Raw genomic sequence first — 15,646 nt, forward strand, 5'->3', positions numbered from 1 at the left:
AATCAGTCCATGGACCGATTGCGCTGAACCAAAACTTCGGATTGTGAATGGATCTGCAGAGAAGAACGGTATTCAACTGTACCAATTCGGCAGCCTGGGCCAATTTTTATTTTATCTCCCCGGACAACCTCGGCTACCGTGTTCTCTAACTCAATGTCATCTCCTTCAATCATGTTTGCCTTAAGGATCGATTGATTATTCGAGAACAAGCCTTCAAGCAGCTTCCCCCGGCCGGTCTTCACAGAGATGATTGAACCGCCAATTTCCCTCGCTTCAGACGGACCCATAATCTTAAGTGTCATTTGTTCTGCGGTAAGCATACCTCCGACCGTGAAACGACCATTGAGTTTGAGATTCTCCGCCTGACAGTCACCCGGTAGATGAAACTCACCTACCACTTTCATTTTTTCAGCTTTTGCATGAAAGCCGGATACGCCACTCCCACTCTCATCTTCAGCGCCGACAGCTCGTTCTGTTAGAGTTAGCGTTCCCGTAATTTTAATATCGTCTGATTCAAGAGATCCGTAGATGACCGACGTGCCCGTACATTTGAATTGATCACAATATAAGTCATGATTAAAGGAGGAATCTCCTACAACCTTGACCTTGCCGTACACACCGCCAGCGGAGCTTCCTTCACCGATAATGCTGATGTCATTCCTCTTGTCTGATGGACTAACGTTATGGTTATTCAAGCCGCATCCCATTCCTTTCTATATCAATCCCACTTAAATCCGCTGACTGCTGCCCACCTTGGCATCTGGATCAATCTCAAGCTCGCCTGAGTATTCAACAAGTTTGATGCTGCAGCCACGGCCGATATATACTTTGCTTCCACGAACAATATCAGCCTCCATATCTTCCAATACGATCTCATCCCCTTCAATTAAGGATGTTTTGAAGGAGGGTGTACCGCCCAGACCGATACTTTTCCAAAAGCCACTTTGTTCCTTTCGACGAATATCAATACGTTCTCCGCCAATCTCTTTGGCTGAAGAAGATGTATGCAGCTTGATTTCAACGGATCCTGCATTCAGGAAGCCACTAATTTTGATGTTGCCCTGTACGTTCAGGGACTCACATTGTACATCGCCATCAATCGTGATCATGCCGCCAATATCGATGCGTTCTCCATCCACTCGCCCACGTACGGTACACTTGCCGTTTACTTCAAGCTCAGGACTACTGAGGTTTCCATGAATGGTTGTCAGGCCATCTACACGAACACGAGAGCTGTTCAGGGGTCCGTTCAGCGTGCACATGCCGTTGATGGTTGCACTTTCCGCACTTAAGGCTCCATGCATCTTCAACGTCCCATTCACACTCAAGGAGGTACAATCCAGATTGCCGTTTACTTTGGCCATGCCATCAATGGAAACCCGGTGAAAGGCTCCACCTGCTGTTTGACTCAAACCTGATACATTCAGGTCATTTCTCAAATGACGTTCTTCCATGCCCATTCTCCCCTTATCCCAATTTAAGTTTCAGCTCTTCCATAAACGTGCCCAGCGGAATTCTCAATACCACTTTGACGCCCTGATCAAAATAAAGCTCTGATCCTGAACCAACCAGCATGAATGTCGGTACGCCCATCTTGCGAATAAGCAGCAGCTCACTTGCTCTGTTTGCAAAACGATAATAGTGCTCAGACATGACATCTATCAGCAATGAGCCCTCCTGACGGGTGATATCCCCGCTGAGCAGCAGCTTCTCGAGGACATAGAGCATCATAATCTGCTCCAGAGCATACATGGGTTGTTCCCGTCCGGCCTCTTTTACCAGTTCAAGCGAAGGCAATGAAACAATGTTTCGGTCCATTAATTGCTCCGCAGACATTTCAACCTCACCCAGTGTGGGCGAAAATACGTCCGCCAGCTCATCCAGTGATAGTCCATCCTTCATATTGAGGATCTTATCGATACGTGTCAGCATCTGCTGTTTAGGAAAAAAAGTTTCCTGACCCGTGTATGAAGACTTCCGAATAAACCATTCCTCCGGAATAAGGTTTTTCCGCTTCCAGCGGTATAACTGACCATAGGAAATCCCCGTAAGGTCCAGCAAGTCTTTTTTGGAGATCAATTCATCCGTCATATATGCTCCCCCTTTGTGTTGATGCAAGTGTAACATAACATTGTTACGTTGTGAAGCCTAGAAATCATTTTGCTCAACATGAACCTCAATTAACCGCTAAATAGTTAACTTTTTATTGAACACTGCCTGACCTCGTTAACCATCACTTTCTTTTGCTATAAATGTTGTTGTTGCAATGGACGGGGTTTGGGTATAACCTGTGTGATAGAAACGAAGGAGCCATTAACTGTGACCGCATTCAACTCAGGCAGGACATTCAGTTAATGAATTCATGAAAGGGGTTACTTTGTAGAGATGGCACTCATTAAATGTGATTTTTACTCCGACACGCTAGGACTCAGCACGAGCATGCATGTTATTCTGCCACAGCAGACCCATAATCAGATTGGGATGGATAACGTTTCAGGCAAAGGACTTCATCCTACGCTGTATTTGCTGCATGGCCTATCGGATGATGATTCCATCTGGCTGCGCCGGACATCCATTGAACGTTATGTGGCAAACCTCGGAATCGCTGTTGTCATGCCGCAGGTGCATCGCAGCTTCTATACGGATATGGCCGAAGGTGGGCGTTACTGGACGTTCATCAGCGAAGAGCTGCCGGCCCTGGCACGCTCCTTCTTCCCGCTGTCTTCCAAACGGGAAGACAACTACGTTGCCGGCTTGTCCATGGGTGGTTACGGGGCATTCAAACTGGCCCTGCGCAAACCGGAGCAATATGCCGCAGCAGCAAGCTTATCGGGGGCTCTGGATATGGCTGCACATATGGATAACAAAATTCTCTCTGCACTGCAGCAGACCGAAATGGAGCGCATCTTCGGACCAGAGATCAAGGGTTCGGAGAATGACCTGCTTCATTTGCTAAAAGAAAGTCAGACAAGCCAAGGGCCACGTCCACTTCTCTATCAATGCTGCGGCACGGAAGATTTCTTGTATGAAGAGAACCAATCTTTCCGTGAGGCTTGCGCACAGACCGATTTTCAGTTGACCTATGAAGAAGAACCTGGCGGACATGACTGGGCATACTGGGATGAGAAGATTCAGAATGTGCTGCGGTGGCTGCCACTGCCTGAACGGAACTAAAGGGAAGCTTGGTGCAATGAAAGAAAGATTCCTATTGAAAGAGCGTTCATGTTCAACTTGATTTGTAATTAAAAAAACGAAAAAAGAAGCACACCATGGAGGAATCTCCACTGGCCTGCTTCTTTTTATATAATTCAACCTTTTGTACTGCCGGGACAGCCATGGCGTTAGCCGCGGCTTGTGATCCATTGCGCCGTAATTTCCAGCACCTTTTCACTGCGTGCGATGGCTTCAGCCACTTGTCCGGAAGCTGTGCCACCATATACGTTACGTGCGTTAACCACCGCTTCCGGTTGGAGCACATCGTAGATGCGATCATCAAACAGCGGGGAGAACTGACGGAACTCATCAATGCTCAGATCCAGCAAATACTTGCCGTTCTGGATGCAGTACAGCACCGTTTTACCGATGACTTCATGCGCCTGACGGAAAGGCAAGCCTTCGCCCACGAGGAAGTCGGCAATATCCGTAGCGTTGGAGAAGTCCTGGTTCACCGCTTGGCGCATCCGGTCCTTGTTCACTTTCATGGTTGCAATCATCGGTGCGAACAATTGCAGTGCACCTTCCAGCGTAGCAACGGTATCGAACATGCCTTCCTTGTCTTCCTGCATGTCTTTGTTGTATGCCAAAGGAAGAGATTTCAAGACGGTCAGCAAACCGATGAGGTTGCCGTATACACGTCCGGTTTTACCACGAACAAGCTCCGGAACATCCGGGTTCTTCTTCTGCGGCATAATGCTGCTGCCTGTGCAGAACGCATCGTCCAGCTCAACAAAACCAAACTCGGTACTGCTCCATAGCACCAGTTCTTCACTCAGACGGGACAGGTGAGTCATGATGAGGGAAGCAGCTGCCAGGAACTCCACGATAAAGTCACGATCACTAACCGCGTCCAGACTGTTCTCGTACACACCGTCGAAGCCGAGCTGCTCGGCCACGAAGTGGCGGTCAATCGGGAATGTTGTTCCTGCAAGTGCACCTGCACCCAGCGGCAGAACGTTAATCCGTTTGTAGCTGTCCATCAGACGCTCTGCATCCCGTTGGAACATGGAGACATACGCCATCAGGTGATGGGCGAACAGAATCGGTTGTGCACGTTGAAGATGGGTATAGCCTGGTACGATTGTATCCAGGTTGTCCTTGGCCTGTCCGATCAAAGCCTCCTGCAGCGCATGCAGCATACCGACAAAACCAACTACACGCTCACGCAGGTACAAATGCATGTCTGTTGCGACTTGGTCATTCCGGCTGCGACCTGTGTGCAATTTGCCACCGACAGGGCCAATGGTTTCGATCAGGTTTTTCTCAATGTTCATGTGGATGTCTTCATCCGAAACGGAGAATTCCACTTCGCCTGCACGGATTTTGTGCAGTACGGTAATCAAGCCTTCCTTAATCGTCTCCACATCTTCCGCAGGCAAAATACCGCATTTGCCCAGCATGGTTACATGGGCGAGACTGCCTTGAATGTCTTCCTCAGCCAAAGCTTTGTCAAAGTTGATTGATGCCGTGTATTCCTCAACCAGATGATTGGTTTGTTTGGTAAAACGTCCTCCCCACAGCTTGCTCACGGTGAGTTCTCCCCTTTCGTTCATGGACAAAGCCGCCCCTGCCCGATGTGCAAGAACGGCCTGCCCTGTAAAGTTATATTGGTCATGATATGAGGCTATTTTAAAGTATTATTTCTTGTTTTGTTCCACGCCGGAATTAACTTTCAGACGCAGGGCGTTCAGGCGGATAAAGCCGGTTGCATCTCCTTGATCATACGCTTGTGTCGGGTCAGCTTCCATCGTAGCGATGTCCGGGTTGTACAGGCTGACAGGGCTTTTCACGCCTGCGCCAATGATGTTGCCTTTGTACAGTTTTACACGTACGGTACCTGTTACGTTTTTCTGGCTTTCGCTTACCAGCGCTTGCAGTGCCAGACGTTCCGGTGCGAACCAGAAGCCGTTGTACACGAGTGTGCTGTAACGCGTGATCAGGCTATCACGCAGGTTCATCACTTCACGATCCATGGTGATGGATTCCATTTTACGATGTGCCGTAAACAGGATCGTTCCACCTGGTGTCTCATATACCCCGCGGCTCTTCATGCCAACAAAACGGTTCTCGACCATGTCGACACGGCCAATGCCGTGCTTGCCGCCCAGTTCGTTCAATTGTTCCATCACTTGAAGCGGGCTCAAACGCTCGCCATTCAGGGCTACGCAGTTGCCTTGTTCGAATTCCAGTTCAACGTATTCCGCTTGATCTGGTGCATCTTCCGGTGCATTGCTGAGCAGGAACATGTCTTTGTTCTCGTCTGTGCTTGGGTCAAACCAAGGATCTTCAAGCACACCGCTCTCATAGCTGATATGCAGCAGGTTACGGTCTGTAGAGTAAGGCTTAGCAGCAGATGCCGTTACCGGAATACCGTGTTTCTCTGCATAAGCAATCATCTCTGCGCGTCCTGGGAACTGGTTGCGGAATTCTTCCAAACGCCATGGCGCAATCACTTGAACGTCCGGTGTCAGCGCAGCTGCGTTCAATTCGAAACGAACCTGGTCATTTCCTTTGCCCGTAGCGCCGTGAGCGATCGCAGTAGCGCCTTCTGCACGAGCGATGTCGACCATGCGTTTAGCAATCAGCGGACGAGCGATACTTGTGCCGAGCAGGTATTGTCCTTCATACAGAGCACCCGCTTGGAACATCGGGTAGATAAAATCTTTCGCGAACTCGTCGCGCAGATCATCGATATATACTTTCGAAGCGCCGGTAGCGAGTGCTTTTTCCTCGAGGCCGTCCAGCTCATCCTTTTGTCCGATATCTGCAGTAAATGCGATAATCTCTGCATCATAGGTCTCTTTCAACCATTTCAAAATTACAGATGTGTCCAGCCCGCCGGAATAGGCGAGTACGATTTTTTCCTTAGCCATGTTCGTTGGTCCTCCCCAAATTCAATTGCCAATAAGTTAAACAAGCTATGCATCTGCTAAAAACTACGAGCCAGAAAACCCTCCGATCGCTCTTATTCCCAGTTCCATCGTTTCTTTTTATATAGATAGCCTTTTAGAATGTTACACTACAACACTCCGATTGCAGTACCATCTTCCGATCACTCTTATCCCCAGATTTTTTTGATCCTCCTCTAAAGGGGAAAATCCGGGGATAAAGGCGAACGCTCCGCTTCTTCAGATTGGTTCTGCACTCTCCGTTATCGTGTTATATTCAGGTTCAACTTATATAAATTTGAAAGACGTCCCAGGATAGATATAAATCGTTCATTTCTAAAGGTCATTTCTGTCTCTCCGTTTTTGCGAATGCACCAATTTATCTTATTTTAGAGTATAAATAGATGAATCTATCATCGCTAACCCTGCGCCTAAAATCAACTCATTTAGACAAACAGCGGCTATTCGCTCATTAACGCAGCCATCAAGGCCTTTTGTGCATGCAGCCGGTTCTCTGCCTGATCAAAGATCAGGGAGTTTGGTCCATCAATTACACCCGCACTTACTTCTTCCCCGCGGTGTGCCGGCAGACAATGCAGGAACATGTAATCTGGCTTCGCGCCTTTCATCAGTTCCTCATCAACCTGGTACGCGGCAAAGGCCTGCTCACGAATCTTCTGTTCCTCTTCAAAGCCCATGCTTGCCCATACATCGGTATAAACGATATCCGCATCCTTCACAGCTTCCTGAGCACTGTACGTCACAGTCACTTCAGAACCGCTTTCCTTCGCAATGCTGCGCGCCTGCTCTACCACGGCACTATCCGGCTCATACCCTTTTGGCGTTGCTACAGCAACATGCATGCCCATCTTCGCTGCCCCCAGCATGAGAGAGTGTGCCATGTTATTACCATCACCAACATAAGCCATTTTCAGGCCAGCCAGTTTGCCTTTGTGCTCCAGTACCGTTTGGAAGTCTGCCAGCACTTGGCATGGATGAGCAGCATCGCTCAGTCCATTGATGACCGGGATATCGGCATGCTCCGCCAATTCAGTTACATTATGGTGTCCAAAGGTACGAATCATGATGCCATCCAGGTAACGGGACAATACTTTAGCCGTATCATGAGTTGTTTCCCCTCGACCAAGCTGGATATCGTTTTTGCTCAGGAAGAGTGCGTGTCCACCCAGCTGGAACATGCCTACTTCGAAGGATACACGCGTACGTGTGGATGACTTTTCAAAAATAAGTCCAATCGTTTTGCCTTTCAGCGGCTGATAGGCTACGCCGTTTTTTTGCTTGCCTTTGATCTCAATGGCCAAGTCCAGCAAGTAGCGGATCTCTTCGGCTGTGTAATCGGTAAACTCAATAAAGTCACGGCCTCTAAGATCAATCTTCTGGATTTTCTCCGTTTGTTGTGCTGTCATGTGAATGTTGTCCTCCTTATATCCGGTTCCCTGCACCCGCTCGGGCAGAAGAGAGCAGCCGTGGCAGCCCATGCTCAGGCAGCCTATGGCGCTTACTTTAATCTTCCGCAGTTCTCCACGCGGCTACAGGGATTCATCATCTAGTTCTGCGCCAGGGCCATGAAAGACCCTAGTACAGCATGCTTTTCATTTTGTCAAAATGGATTGATTAGGCCTTCTTCGCTGCTACATGCTCTTCAATCAACGTTGCTACCAGGGATACCGCTTCATCGATCTCTTCCTTGCTCACATACAGATTCGGAAGCAGACGAATGACATTCGGCCCTGCGTTGACGAACAAGATGCCACGTTTCTGTCCAGCCAGAACGATGTCGCCTACCGGCTCTGCACATTCGATTCCGACCAGAAGTCCCAATCCGCGAACTTCCTTCACAAATGAATTGCCTGCCAAACGCTTCCGCAGCGAGCTCATCAGATAGTCACCCATCTCAGCAGCACGCTCCGGCAAGCGATCTTCCAACATCGTTTCAATCGTGGCAATCACTACGGACGAAGCTAGTGGCGTCCCCCCGAATGTCGTTGCATGGCTGCCTGGCGTAAACGCATCCCGCAGGAAACCTTTACCCAGCATCGCACCTACCGGGAAACCGCTGCCGATCCCTTTGGCCACCGTAAACACATCTGGCTCAATGCCATAGTGTTCATGTGCGAACAGCTTGCCTGTACGTCCCATTCCGGTCTGTACTTCGTCTACGATCAGCAAGAGACCATGCTCATCACACAGTTTCCGCACATGCTTGACGAATTCCGGTTCGACCGGATATACACCGCCTTCGGCTTGAACCATTTCCAGCATAATTGCTGCTGTTTTAGGACCAATTGCCGCTTCCAAAGCTGCAATATCATGCAAAGGAACGGTCACGAATCCCGCTGGCAATGGCAAAAATCCTTCTTTCACCTTATCCTGCCCTGTTGCTGTCAGTGTTGCGAGTGTCCGTCCGTGGAAGGACTGGGCAAACGTAATCACTTCATAACGGTCGTTCCCTTTCACCTTCTGGTGATAACGACGTGCGACCTTAATGGCTGCCTCATTGGCTTCCGCCCCACTGTTGCAGAAGAATACGGCATCAGCACATGTATTGGCTGTCAGCAAAGCTGCTGCTTTCTCCTGACCCGGAATTTGGAACAGGTTGGAAACATGCCACAGCTCATCGATCTGAGCTTTCAGCTTGGCTCCCACTTTCTCCGGTGCATGGCCAAGGCTCGTTACAGCGAGTCCGCACATGAAGTCGAGATAACGGTTGCCCTGATCATCCCATAACCAGCTGCCTTTACCCTTGACCAGACTGATTGGATAACGCGCATACGTTTGGAAAAGAGAGCTTTCCGTCTGTGCCGCTGCACCTGTTGCTGCTGCTCCCGCTACTGCTGTGCCAGAACCTGGCTGTTCATTGCCTTTTGCCATCACCTTTCACACTCCTATTCCTTTTTGTAAGTATACCGGTACTCATATAAGACAAACCAACCTACACAGAGCCACTCCGATTGCAGCACCATCTTCCGATCGCTGTTATCCCCGGATTTTTTGATCTAATTTTTTAGAGGTTAACATCCGGGTATAAACGCGAACGCGTTGCTTCTCCAGATTGGTTCTGCACTCCACGTTCTTGTGTAACGTTGCTATTCAACTTATATAAATCCGTACAGAATATTAATCTATCTGTTTTGAAATTCACCTTATTGCATGCGGATAATTCGGGTTCCGATCGTTTCACCCTTCAGCACGCGGCTCAGGATCTGTGGCTCGCTTCCGTCCACGATGATTACTTCACGTACTTTACCATGAATGCAGGCAATCGCTGCACGTACCTTAGGGATCATGCCGCCGTAGATTTCACCGGTCTGGATCATGTCCTCGATTTCCTGTACAGAGACCGATGGCAGTACTTTTTTCTCCCCGTTAACGGTCTTCATGATTCCAGGTACATCCGTCACAACGATCATCCGGCTTACACCAAGGTGGGAAGCTACCGCACCTGCGGCTGTATCTGCATTGATATTATACCGTTGTCCGTTTGCATCCACGCCCACCGGCGCAATCACAGGCATATATCCCATGTTCACTATGCCTTGAATGATTTCTGCTTGAACGCCTGTTACGTCTCCAACCCAGCCGATCTCTGCATGATTTGCCACAGGTTTGGCTTGGATCAGACCACCGTCTACGCCGGACAAGCCCAGCGCATGTCCTCCGACACGCTCTATCAGGCGTACGATCTGTTTGTTGATACTCCCGGCCAGCACCATCTCCACGACATCCAGCACAGGTTCCGTCGTTTTGCGGAGTCCATTCACGAACTCGGTTTCAATGCCCAGCTTCGCCAGATTCTCCGATATCGCCGGGCCTCCACCATGCACGATGACGGGCTGAGTTCCCTGGGACTGCAAGTCACGCAAATCCGCAAAAAAGGATTCTGGCAAAGCCGCGAGCGTGCTGCCTCCGCATTTCATGACAAACGTCTGCTTCTCTGCACCTTTTTCCACTCCGGCACTCTCATTTTGCAATGTTGAATTCATGAGGAGCACTCCTTTCGTGTTTGTGTTCTATATAAAAACAAACCTTTTACATTTGCCACTTCGATTGCATCACCATCTTCCGATCGCTGTTATCCCCAGATTTTTTTGATCCCTTTTTTAAAGGGTAAAATCCAGGGATAAAGGCGAGCGCTTCGCTTCTTCAGATTGGTCCTGCCCTCTCCGTTACCATGTAAAATTGCAATATTTAATATTGAATAACACAAGATAGTTTAAAGATCGTTTATTAAGTGCGGTATGCCGCGTTGATTCGTACATAGTCATAGGTCAGGTCACAGCCCCAGGCTGTAGCCTTTCCTTCGCCGTGGTGCAGATCCACCACAATGCGAACCGTATCGGTTTGCAAATAGGCCAGCGCAGCTTCTTCGTCGAATACAACTGGGCGGGACTGCTCAAGTACCGAGATATCTCCCAAACGGATATCCACGGTGTCCGGGTTAACTGGCTGTCCTGCACGCCCCACGGCTGCAATAATCCGTCCCCAGTTTGCGTCCGCACCGAACATCGCTGACTTCACCAGGCTGGAGCCGATAACCGTTTTGGCAATCGCCTGTGCCGATTCATCACTCACTCCACCCGTAACCTGCACCTCGACCAGCTTGGTTGCCCCTTCACCATCACGTGCAATTGCTTTGGCCAGCACTTCACACACATAAGTGAATCCTGCAGCAAAAGCGTCCCAGTCCGGATGGTCCTTGGTCAATTCTTCGTTCCCCGCCATCCCACTGGACATTGCAACCAGCATGTCGTTCGTGCTCGTATCTCCATCTACGGTGATCATGTTAAACGTATGGTTGGTCGCCTGGCGCAGCAAACTCTGCAGCGCTTCAGCGCCAATGACCGCATCACTCGTCATAAAAGCGAGCATCGTCGCCATGTTGGGATGGATCATGCCTGATCCCTTGGCTGCACCTGCAATCGTAACGTTCTTGCCGTTTACAACGACAGAAACGCAGGCTTCCTTTTTCACCAAATCGGTCGTCAGGATCGCTTGAGAGAATTGCTCCGCTTCATTGGCTCCCTGCCCCAAGCTTGCCGGCAATGCGCTGATGCCCGAATGTACTGCGTCCATTTTCAACAACTCACCGATCACACCAGTCGATGCCACAGCAACATCCTCTTCAGCTACACCAAGCTCACGTGCGGCTGCCGAACGCATCGCATATGCATCCTTTTCACCCTGCTGCCCGGTACAAGCATTGGCATTACCACTGTTAACCACAACAGCCTGAAGGCGTCCATTGCTCAAGCTCTCGCGAGTTACCTTCAGCGGTGCAGCCTGGAATACGTTCGTCGTATACACGGCCGCTGCCGTGGCTGGCACTTCACAACGGATCGCTCCGATATCGTTGCGTGATGTTTTTTTCAATCCGCAATGAAGTCCGCCAGCAGCGAACCCGCGCGGGGTTACAATCGTTCCGTTTTCCACTACGGTGTAAGCCTGTTGCTTCACATTTGTTCCCATATGTTATCCCCCGTGTGCGTTCGGCTGCATGCCGATTAACCGCCTGCTAATCCCGATTCCGATGGTCTCCTGAACGGTTCCGGAAGTGCATCTGCTTGCTCTCCCGTTCCCTTTCCTTACGGATATACCGGCGTCATGTTCAGCCCGAGGTTTTCCTCCCATCCCATCATCAAGTTCATATTTTGAATCGCTTGCCCGGAAGCACCCTTCACCAGGTTGTCGATGACCGATATGATTGTTAAGCGTCCGGTTCTTGGATCAACTGCAAATCCGATATCACAGTAGTTGGAGCCTTGCACTTCTTTGGTCGAAGGCCAGATTCCAGGTTCACGCACTCTCACAAAAGGTCGATTCTCATAATACTTACGGTACAGATCCACCAGGTCCCGATCACTGTGTTCTCCCACCAGGCTGGCGTACATCGTACTCATGATCCCACGTGTCATTGGCACCAGGTGCGTCGTAAATGTCACCGTTACCGGACTTCCGGTAATATTGCCGAGCACTTGCTCAATCTCAGGTATATGTTGATGTTTGTTGAGTTTATAGGCTTTAAAATTTTCGTTCATCTCTGCATAATGGTTCGTCAGACTCGTTCCCCGTCCAGCACCGGATACACCGGATTTGGCATCGATAATAATCGTGGATGGATCGATCCATCCTGCTTCCACTGCAGGAATAAGTCCAAGAAGGGTAGCTGTAGGATAACAGCCTGGGTTGGAAATAAAGTTTTTGCCTTTTACTTCATCCCCGTACACTTCGGCCATCCCGTATACAGCCTGTTCCAGCAGATCACTCGGCGGAGCCGGATGTTTATACCACTGTTCATACACGGCTCCATCCTTCAATCTGAAGTCACCAGACAAGTCAATTACTTTCAGCCCTGCTTCGAGCAGGCTTGGAACGAGCTTCGCGCTTACTCCGGATGGGGTAGCTGTGAATACCAGATCTGCACGTTCTGCAATCTCAGCTGGAACTACGCCATCCAGTGGCCTGCGAATCACATCCGTCAAATGCGGAAAACCATCTGCAATAGACTCTCCGCTGCTGGATGAAGAGATCACCGAAGTGATTTCAACCTGTGGATGGTTCTGAAAAAAACGAATCAGCTCCACCCCGCCGTAGCCGGTGGAACCGACAATTGCCACTCTCAATTTGTTACTCACTCTCGCTCCCCCAATCCTGTTGTATGCGATACTTATACGATGCTTACGCCCTCAAACGGCCCTCACACTGTAATTCCGTCGCTTCTATGCATATTTGTGTATTATTATACGACTCTAGTTATATAAATACAACACTCTACCATCAATTTCACATGGATTCTTATCAAATCCGAACATATCTTTCCAATATCTGCGGACGAACCCGAATACTTCTGCTAAAATACGTTTTATAGGAAACATTACATACCAAGGTCTTATTCATAACAAATTCTACACGAGGAAGGGTTTATGAATGGATTCACGTTGGTCATTACGAGACATGGGGGACTACAGTGCATATCGAATCCATTTTACTTATGATACTCCTGGGCCTGAATATTATCTTCGCTGCAGCAGTCGTGTTCTTCGAACGCAAGGATGCCAGTGCATCCTGGGCTTGGCTGCTTGTATTGAACTTTATTCCTGTGCTTGGGTTTGTACTTTATCTACTAACAGGTCAGAATCTGACCCGCTACCGGCTGTTCCAATGGAAAGAGAGAAAGAAGCTTGGTCTGGAGGAACGCATCGCCGCACAACTCGAACAGCTGCATGACAATCGGACGCCATTCAACAACAGAGCCACCGAAAGCAGCCAGGACATGATCTATATGAATCTGAAACAGAACGGTGCTCTCCTTACGGAAGACAATGCTGTAGAGATCATCACGGATGGAACGGACAAATTCCAACGGTTACTCGATGATATCGAAGCCGCGCAGGATCATGTTCACGTGCAATATTACATTTACCGGGGCGACCGGCTGGGTAAACGCATTCGGGATGCCCTGATCCGCAAAGCGCGGGAAGGCATCAAGGTTCGTCTGCTGTACGACGCGCTTGGTTCGCGGCGGGTGTCGAACCGCTTTTTCAAAGAATTGCGGGAAGCAGGCGGTTTGGTGGAAGTCTTTTTCCCATCGAAATTCAGTTTGATCAACCTGCGCATGAACTACCGCAACCACCGTAAAATCGTCATCATTGACGGTAACCTCGGTTATACCGGCGGATTTAATGTGGGTGATGAATACCTCGGGTTGAATTCCAAATTCGGTTATTGGCGTGATACTCATCTGCGTATTCAAGGCAATGCCGTTCATGCGCTTCAGACGCGCTTCCTTCTCGATTGGAATGAGGCATCCAAGCAGCATGACACCCCATATGTTCCTGAACATTTCCCGCATATTGAGGGTACAGGAACGACGGCGATGCAGATTGTCTCCAGTGGACCGGATGCAGAGACGGAGCACATCAAGAACAGTTATCTGAAGATGATTAATGGAGCCAAACATTCCATTCTGATTCAGACGCCTTACTTTATCCCGGATGCCAGTGTATTCGAAGCCATACGTCTCGCGTGCCTGTCAGGTATTGATGTGCGCATCATGATTCCCAATAAACCGGATCACGCCTTCGTATACTGGGCTACACTGTCTTACATTGGTGAACTGTTAAAAGTCGGAGCAAAAGTATTTATATACGATAACGGCTTTATCCATGCCAAAACGCTCATTATCGACAGCATGGTCGCATCGGTGGGTACCGCCAATATTGATTACCGCAGTTTCCGGTTGAACTTTGAAGTGAATGCCTTTATGTATGATGAGGTCATCGCCACGGCATTGGTCGATACCTTCGAGCATGACCTTAAGGTGTCCCGTGAGATGACGCAGGAGGAGTACAACAAGCGCAGCCTGAAGATTCGTTTCAAAGAAGCGATCTCCCGCTTACTTTCTCCAATTTTGTAACAGTAAAATAGGGTAATTTAAAACGTAAAAAGCAGGGACATCCTCCGCCATCTTTGGCTGGAATGGACATCCCTGCTTTTTTATTTTATAGCGAAACTTTAAGGTGCACTAACTGAAATAAATTATGCCTCGTCTCGCTTAAAGCCTTCGCCGAGCACTTCGTGCGCATTACTGATAATAACAAAAGCCTGCGGGTCCACAGACCGGATCAGTGCTTTCAGTCTCGGCACCTCATTTTGCCCAACCACGACCATTAATACAGTACGCTGGTCGTCCGTGTAACCACCCTTCGCCTCCAGCTTCGTTAATCCACGATCCAGATCGGCAAGGATGACTTTGGTGATCGGTTCCGTTTTGTTGGAGATAATGTATGCAACCTTCGAGTAACCAAGTCCCATCTCCACGGCATCAATGACTTTTCCGGTAACGTATAGCCCAATCAGTGCATAAAGTGACTGTTCCAACGACAATACAAACGCAGCCATAATAATAACCGTAGCATCCATGATCACGACGCAAAGAGAGTAACTAAGTCCACTGTATTTCTGTACGATTCTGGCGAGGATACTCATCCCACCTGTTGAACCTCTTCCCCGGTATACAATGCCGATGCCGAGCCCCACACCGATACCTCCATACAGAGAACCGAGCAAAGGATTCGTCGTGGGAATGGCCCAGTCTTTCGTCAGATATACAAACAGGGGCAGCACAATGCTTCCGAGCACCGAACGGATCCCGTACTGTTTCCCAATAAGCAGAAACCCTGCGATGAGAAGCGGAATATTGATGGCCCACTGCGTGTATGCGGGTTCAAGCCCCAGCCATTCCTTTCCGAGAATAGACAGCCCGGATACTCCACCTGAAGCGATCTGATTAGGTAATAAAAATAAGTTAAAGGCTACTGCAATGAGAAACGAACCAATAATAATGGATGCCGTATCTACTACGTTTCTCCAGGGTCCATTCAGAGGGATAAGGGTGGCTAACCTCTTTTTGCGGTTTGGAACGAAATGCTGATGCTCTTGCATGGTGGTCGTGCTCTCCTTTTATATGACTGATAAGTTGCTGAATTCTCTTCCCTATTTGGGCTCAAAAAAAAGCCCCTGTA

At 49.1% G+C, this 15,646-nt stretch carries 13 protein-coding genes; 2 read left to right on the forward strand and 11 right to left on the reverse strand.

Annotated elements, in window-relative coordinates:
* Nucleotides 1-2: 2 nt before the first annotated feature.
* From GUA98_RS14130 to GUA98_RS14140, 3 genes are read right to left on the reverse strand one after another with little or no spacing between them, the layout of a single operon-like run.
* Complete coding sequence (locus tag GUA98_RS14130; protein ID WP_153980120.1) at nucleotides 3-695, reverse strand: hypothetical protein; 693 nt, start codon at nucleotides 693-695, stop codon at nucleotides 3-5.
* Between the two features lie 33 nt (nucleotides 696-728).
* Nucleotides 729-1,454 carry a polymer-forming cytoskeletal protein gene (locus tag GUA98_RS14135; RefSeq protein WP_193723481.1) on the reverse strand — a complete coding sequence of 242 codons (726 nt, stop codon included), beginning with the start codon at nucleotides 1,452-1,454 and terminating at the stop codon, nucleotides 729-731.
* A 13-nt stretch (nucleotides 1,455-1,467) separates the two neighbouring features.
* A complete protein-coding gene (locus GUA98_RS14140) occupies nucleotides 1,468-2,091 on the reverse strand; it encodes a YhbD family protein (RefSeq protein ID WP_193723482.1) in 624 nt (207 codons plus the stop codon).
* A 294-nt stretch (nucleotides 2,092-2,385) separates the two neighbouring features.
* Here GUA98_RS14140 and GUA98_RS14145 point away from each other — a divergent pair, with 294 nt between their 5' ends.
* Complete coding sequence (locus GUA98_RS14145) at nucleotides 2,386-3,174, forward strand: alpha/beta hydrolase (RefSeq protein WP_193723483.1); 789 nt, start codon at nucleotides 2,386-2,388, stop codon at nucleotides 3,172-3,174.
* Between the two features lie 167 nt (nucleotides 3,175-3,341).
* Here the strand turns inward: GUA98_RS14145 and argH are convergent, their stop codons facing one another.
* From argH to argC, 7 genes are all read right to left on the reverse strand, one after another.
* On the reverse strand, nucleotides 3,342-4,745 hold the full coding sequence (argH, locus tag GUA98_RS14150) for an argininosuccinate lyase (protein WP_193723484.1): 1,404 nt from the start codon (nucleotides 4,743-4,745) through the stop codon (nucleotides 3,342-3,344).
* 108 nt (nucleotides 4,746-4,853) lie between these two features.
* Nucleotides 4,854-6,089 carry an argininosuccinate synthase gene (locus GUA98_RS14155; protein WP_095291411.1) on the reverse strand — a complete coding sequence of 412 codons (1,236 nt, stop codon included), beginning with the start codon at nucleotides 6,087-6,089 and terminating at the stop codon, nucleotides 4,854-4,856.
* Nucleotides 6,090-6,565: 476 nt separating this feature from the next.
* Complete coding sequence (gene argF / locus GUA98_RS14160; RefSeq protein WP_095291410.1) at nucleotides 6,566-7,531, reverse strand: ornithine carbamoyltransferase; 966 nt, start codon at nucleotides 7,529-7,531, stop codon at nucleotides 6,566-6,568.
* 208 nt (nucleotides 7,532-7,739) lie between these two features.
* On the reverse strand, nucleotides 7,740-8,996 hold the full coding sequence (locus tag GUA98_RS14165; protein WP_193723485.1) for an aspartate aminotransferase family protein: 1,257 nt from the start codon (nucleotides 8,994-8,996) through the stop codon (nucleotides 7,740-7,742).
* Nucleotides 8,997-9,268: 272 nt separating this feature from the next.
* Nucleotides 9,269-10,108, reverse strand: a complete 840-nt coding sequence (gene argB / locus GUA98_RS14170) for an acetylglutamate kinase (RefSeq protein WP_153980127.1) — start codon at nucleotides 10,106-10,108, stop codon at nucleotides 9,269-9,271.
* A gap of 244 nt (nucleotides 10,109-10,352) precedes the next feature.
* Nucleotides 10,353-11,591 carry a bifunctional glutamate N-acetyltransferase/amino-acid acetyltransferase ArgJ gene (gene argJ / locus GUA98_RS14175; protein ID WP_193723486.1) on the reverse strand — a complete coding sequence of 413 codons (1,239 nt, stop codon included), beginning with the start codon at nucleotides 11,589-11,591 and terminating at the stop codon, nucleotides 10,353-10,355.
* 116 nt (nucleotides 11,592-11,707) lie between these two features.
* Complete coding sequence (argC, locus tag GUA98_RS14180) at nucleotides 11,708-12,757, reverse strand: N-acetyl-gamma-glutamyl-phosphate reductase (protein WP_153980129.1); 1,050 nt, start codon at nucleotides 12,755-12,757, stop codon at nucleotides 11,708-11,710.
* Nucleotides 12,758-13,089: 332 nt separating this feature from the next.
* Here argC and cls point away from each other — a divergent pair, with 332 nt between their 5' ends.
* Nucleotides 13,090-14,538, forward strand: a complete 1,449-nt coding sequence (gene cls / locus GUA98_RS14185) for a cardiolipin synthase (protein ID WP_193723487.1) — start codon at nucleotides 13,090-13,092, stop codon at nucleotides 14,536-14,538.
* Nucleotides 14,539-14,660: 122 nt separating this feature from the next.
* Here cls and GUA98_RS14190 read toward each other — a convergent pair whose 3' ends face one another.
* A complete protein-coding gene (locus GUA98_RS14190; RefSeq protein WP_095359914.1) occupies nucleotides 14,661-15,566 on the reverse strand; it encodes a YitT family protein in 906 nt (301 codons plus the stop codon).
* Nucleotides 15,567-15,646 lie beyond the last annotated feature (80 nt).

The sequence above is a fragment of the Paenibacillus sp. P13VS genome, assembly GCF_015143645.1.
Classification (GTDB): Bacteria; Bacillota; Bacilli; order Paenibacillales; family Paenibacillaceae; genus Paenibacillus; species Paenibacillus xylanilyticus_A.

Excerpts from the sequence above, each read along its gene's own strand:
- argJ (WP_193723486.1), bottom strand. The coding sequence starts at position 11,591 with ATGGGAACAAATGTGAAGCAACAGGCTTACACCGTAGTGGAAAACGGA.
- GUA98_RS14135 (WP_193723481.1), bottom strand. The coding sequence starts at position 1,454 with ATGGAAGAACGTCATTTGAGAAATGACCTGAATGTATCAGGTTTGAGT.
- GUA98_RS14155 (WP_095291411.1), bottom strand. The coding sequence starts at position 6,089 with ATGGCTAAGGAAAAAATCGTACTCGCCTATTCCGGCGGGCTGGACACA.
- GUA98_RS14145 (WP_193723483.1), top strand. The coding sequence starts at position 2,386 with ATGGCACTCATTAAATGTGATTTTTACTCCGACACGCTAGGACTCAGC.
- argF (WP_095291410.1), bottom strand. The coding sequence starts at position 7,531 with ATGACAGCACAACAAACGGAGAAAATCCAGAAGATTGATCTTAGAGGC.
- GUA98_RS14190 (WP_095359914.1), bottom strand. The coding sequence starts at position 15,566 with ATGCAAGAGCATCAGCATTTCGTTCCAAACCGCAAAAAGAGGTTAGCC.
- GUA98_RS14140 (WP_193723482.1), bottom strand. The coding sequence starts at position 2,091 with ATGACGGATGAATTGATCTCCAAAAAAGACTTGCTGGACCTTACGGGG.
- GUA98_RS14165 (WP_193723485.1), bottom strand. The coding sequence starts at position 8,996 with ATGGCAAAAGGCAATGAACAGCCAGGTTCTGGCACAGCAGTAGCGGGA.
- argB (WP_153980127.1), bottom strand. The coding sequence starts at position 10,108 with ATGAATTCAACATTGCAAAATGAGAGTGCCGGAGTGGAAAAAGGTGCA.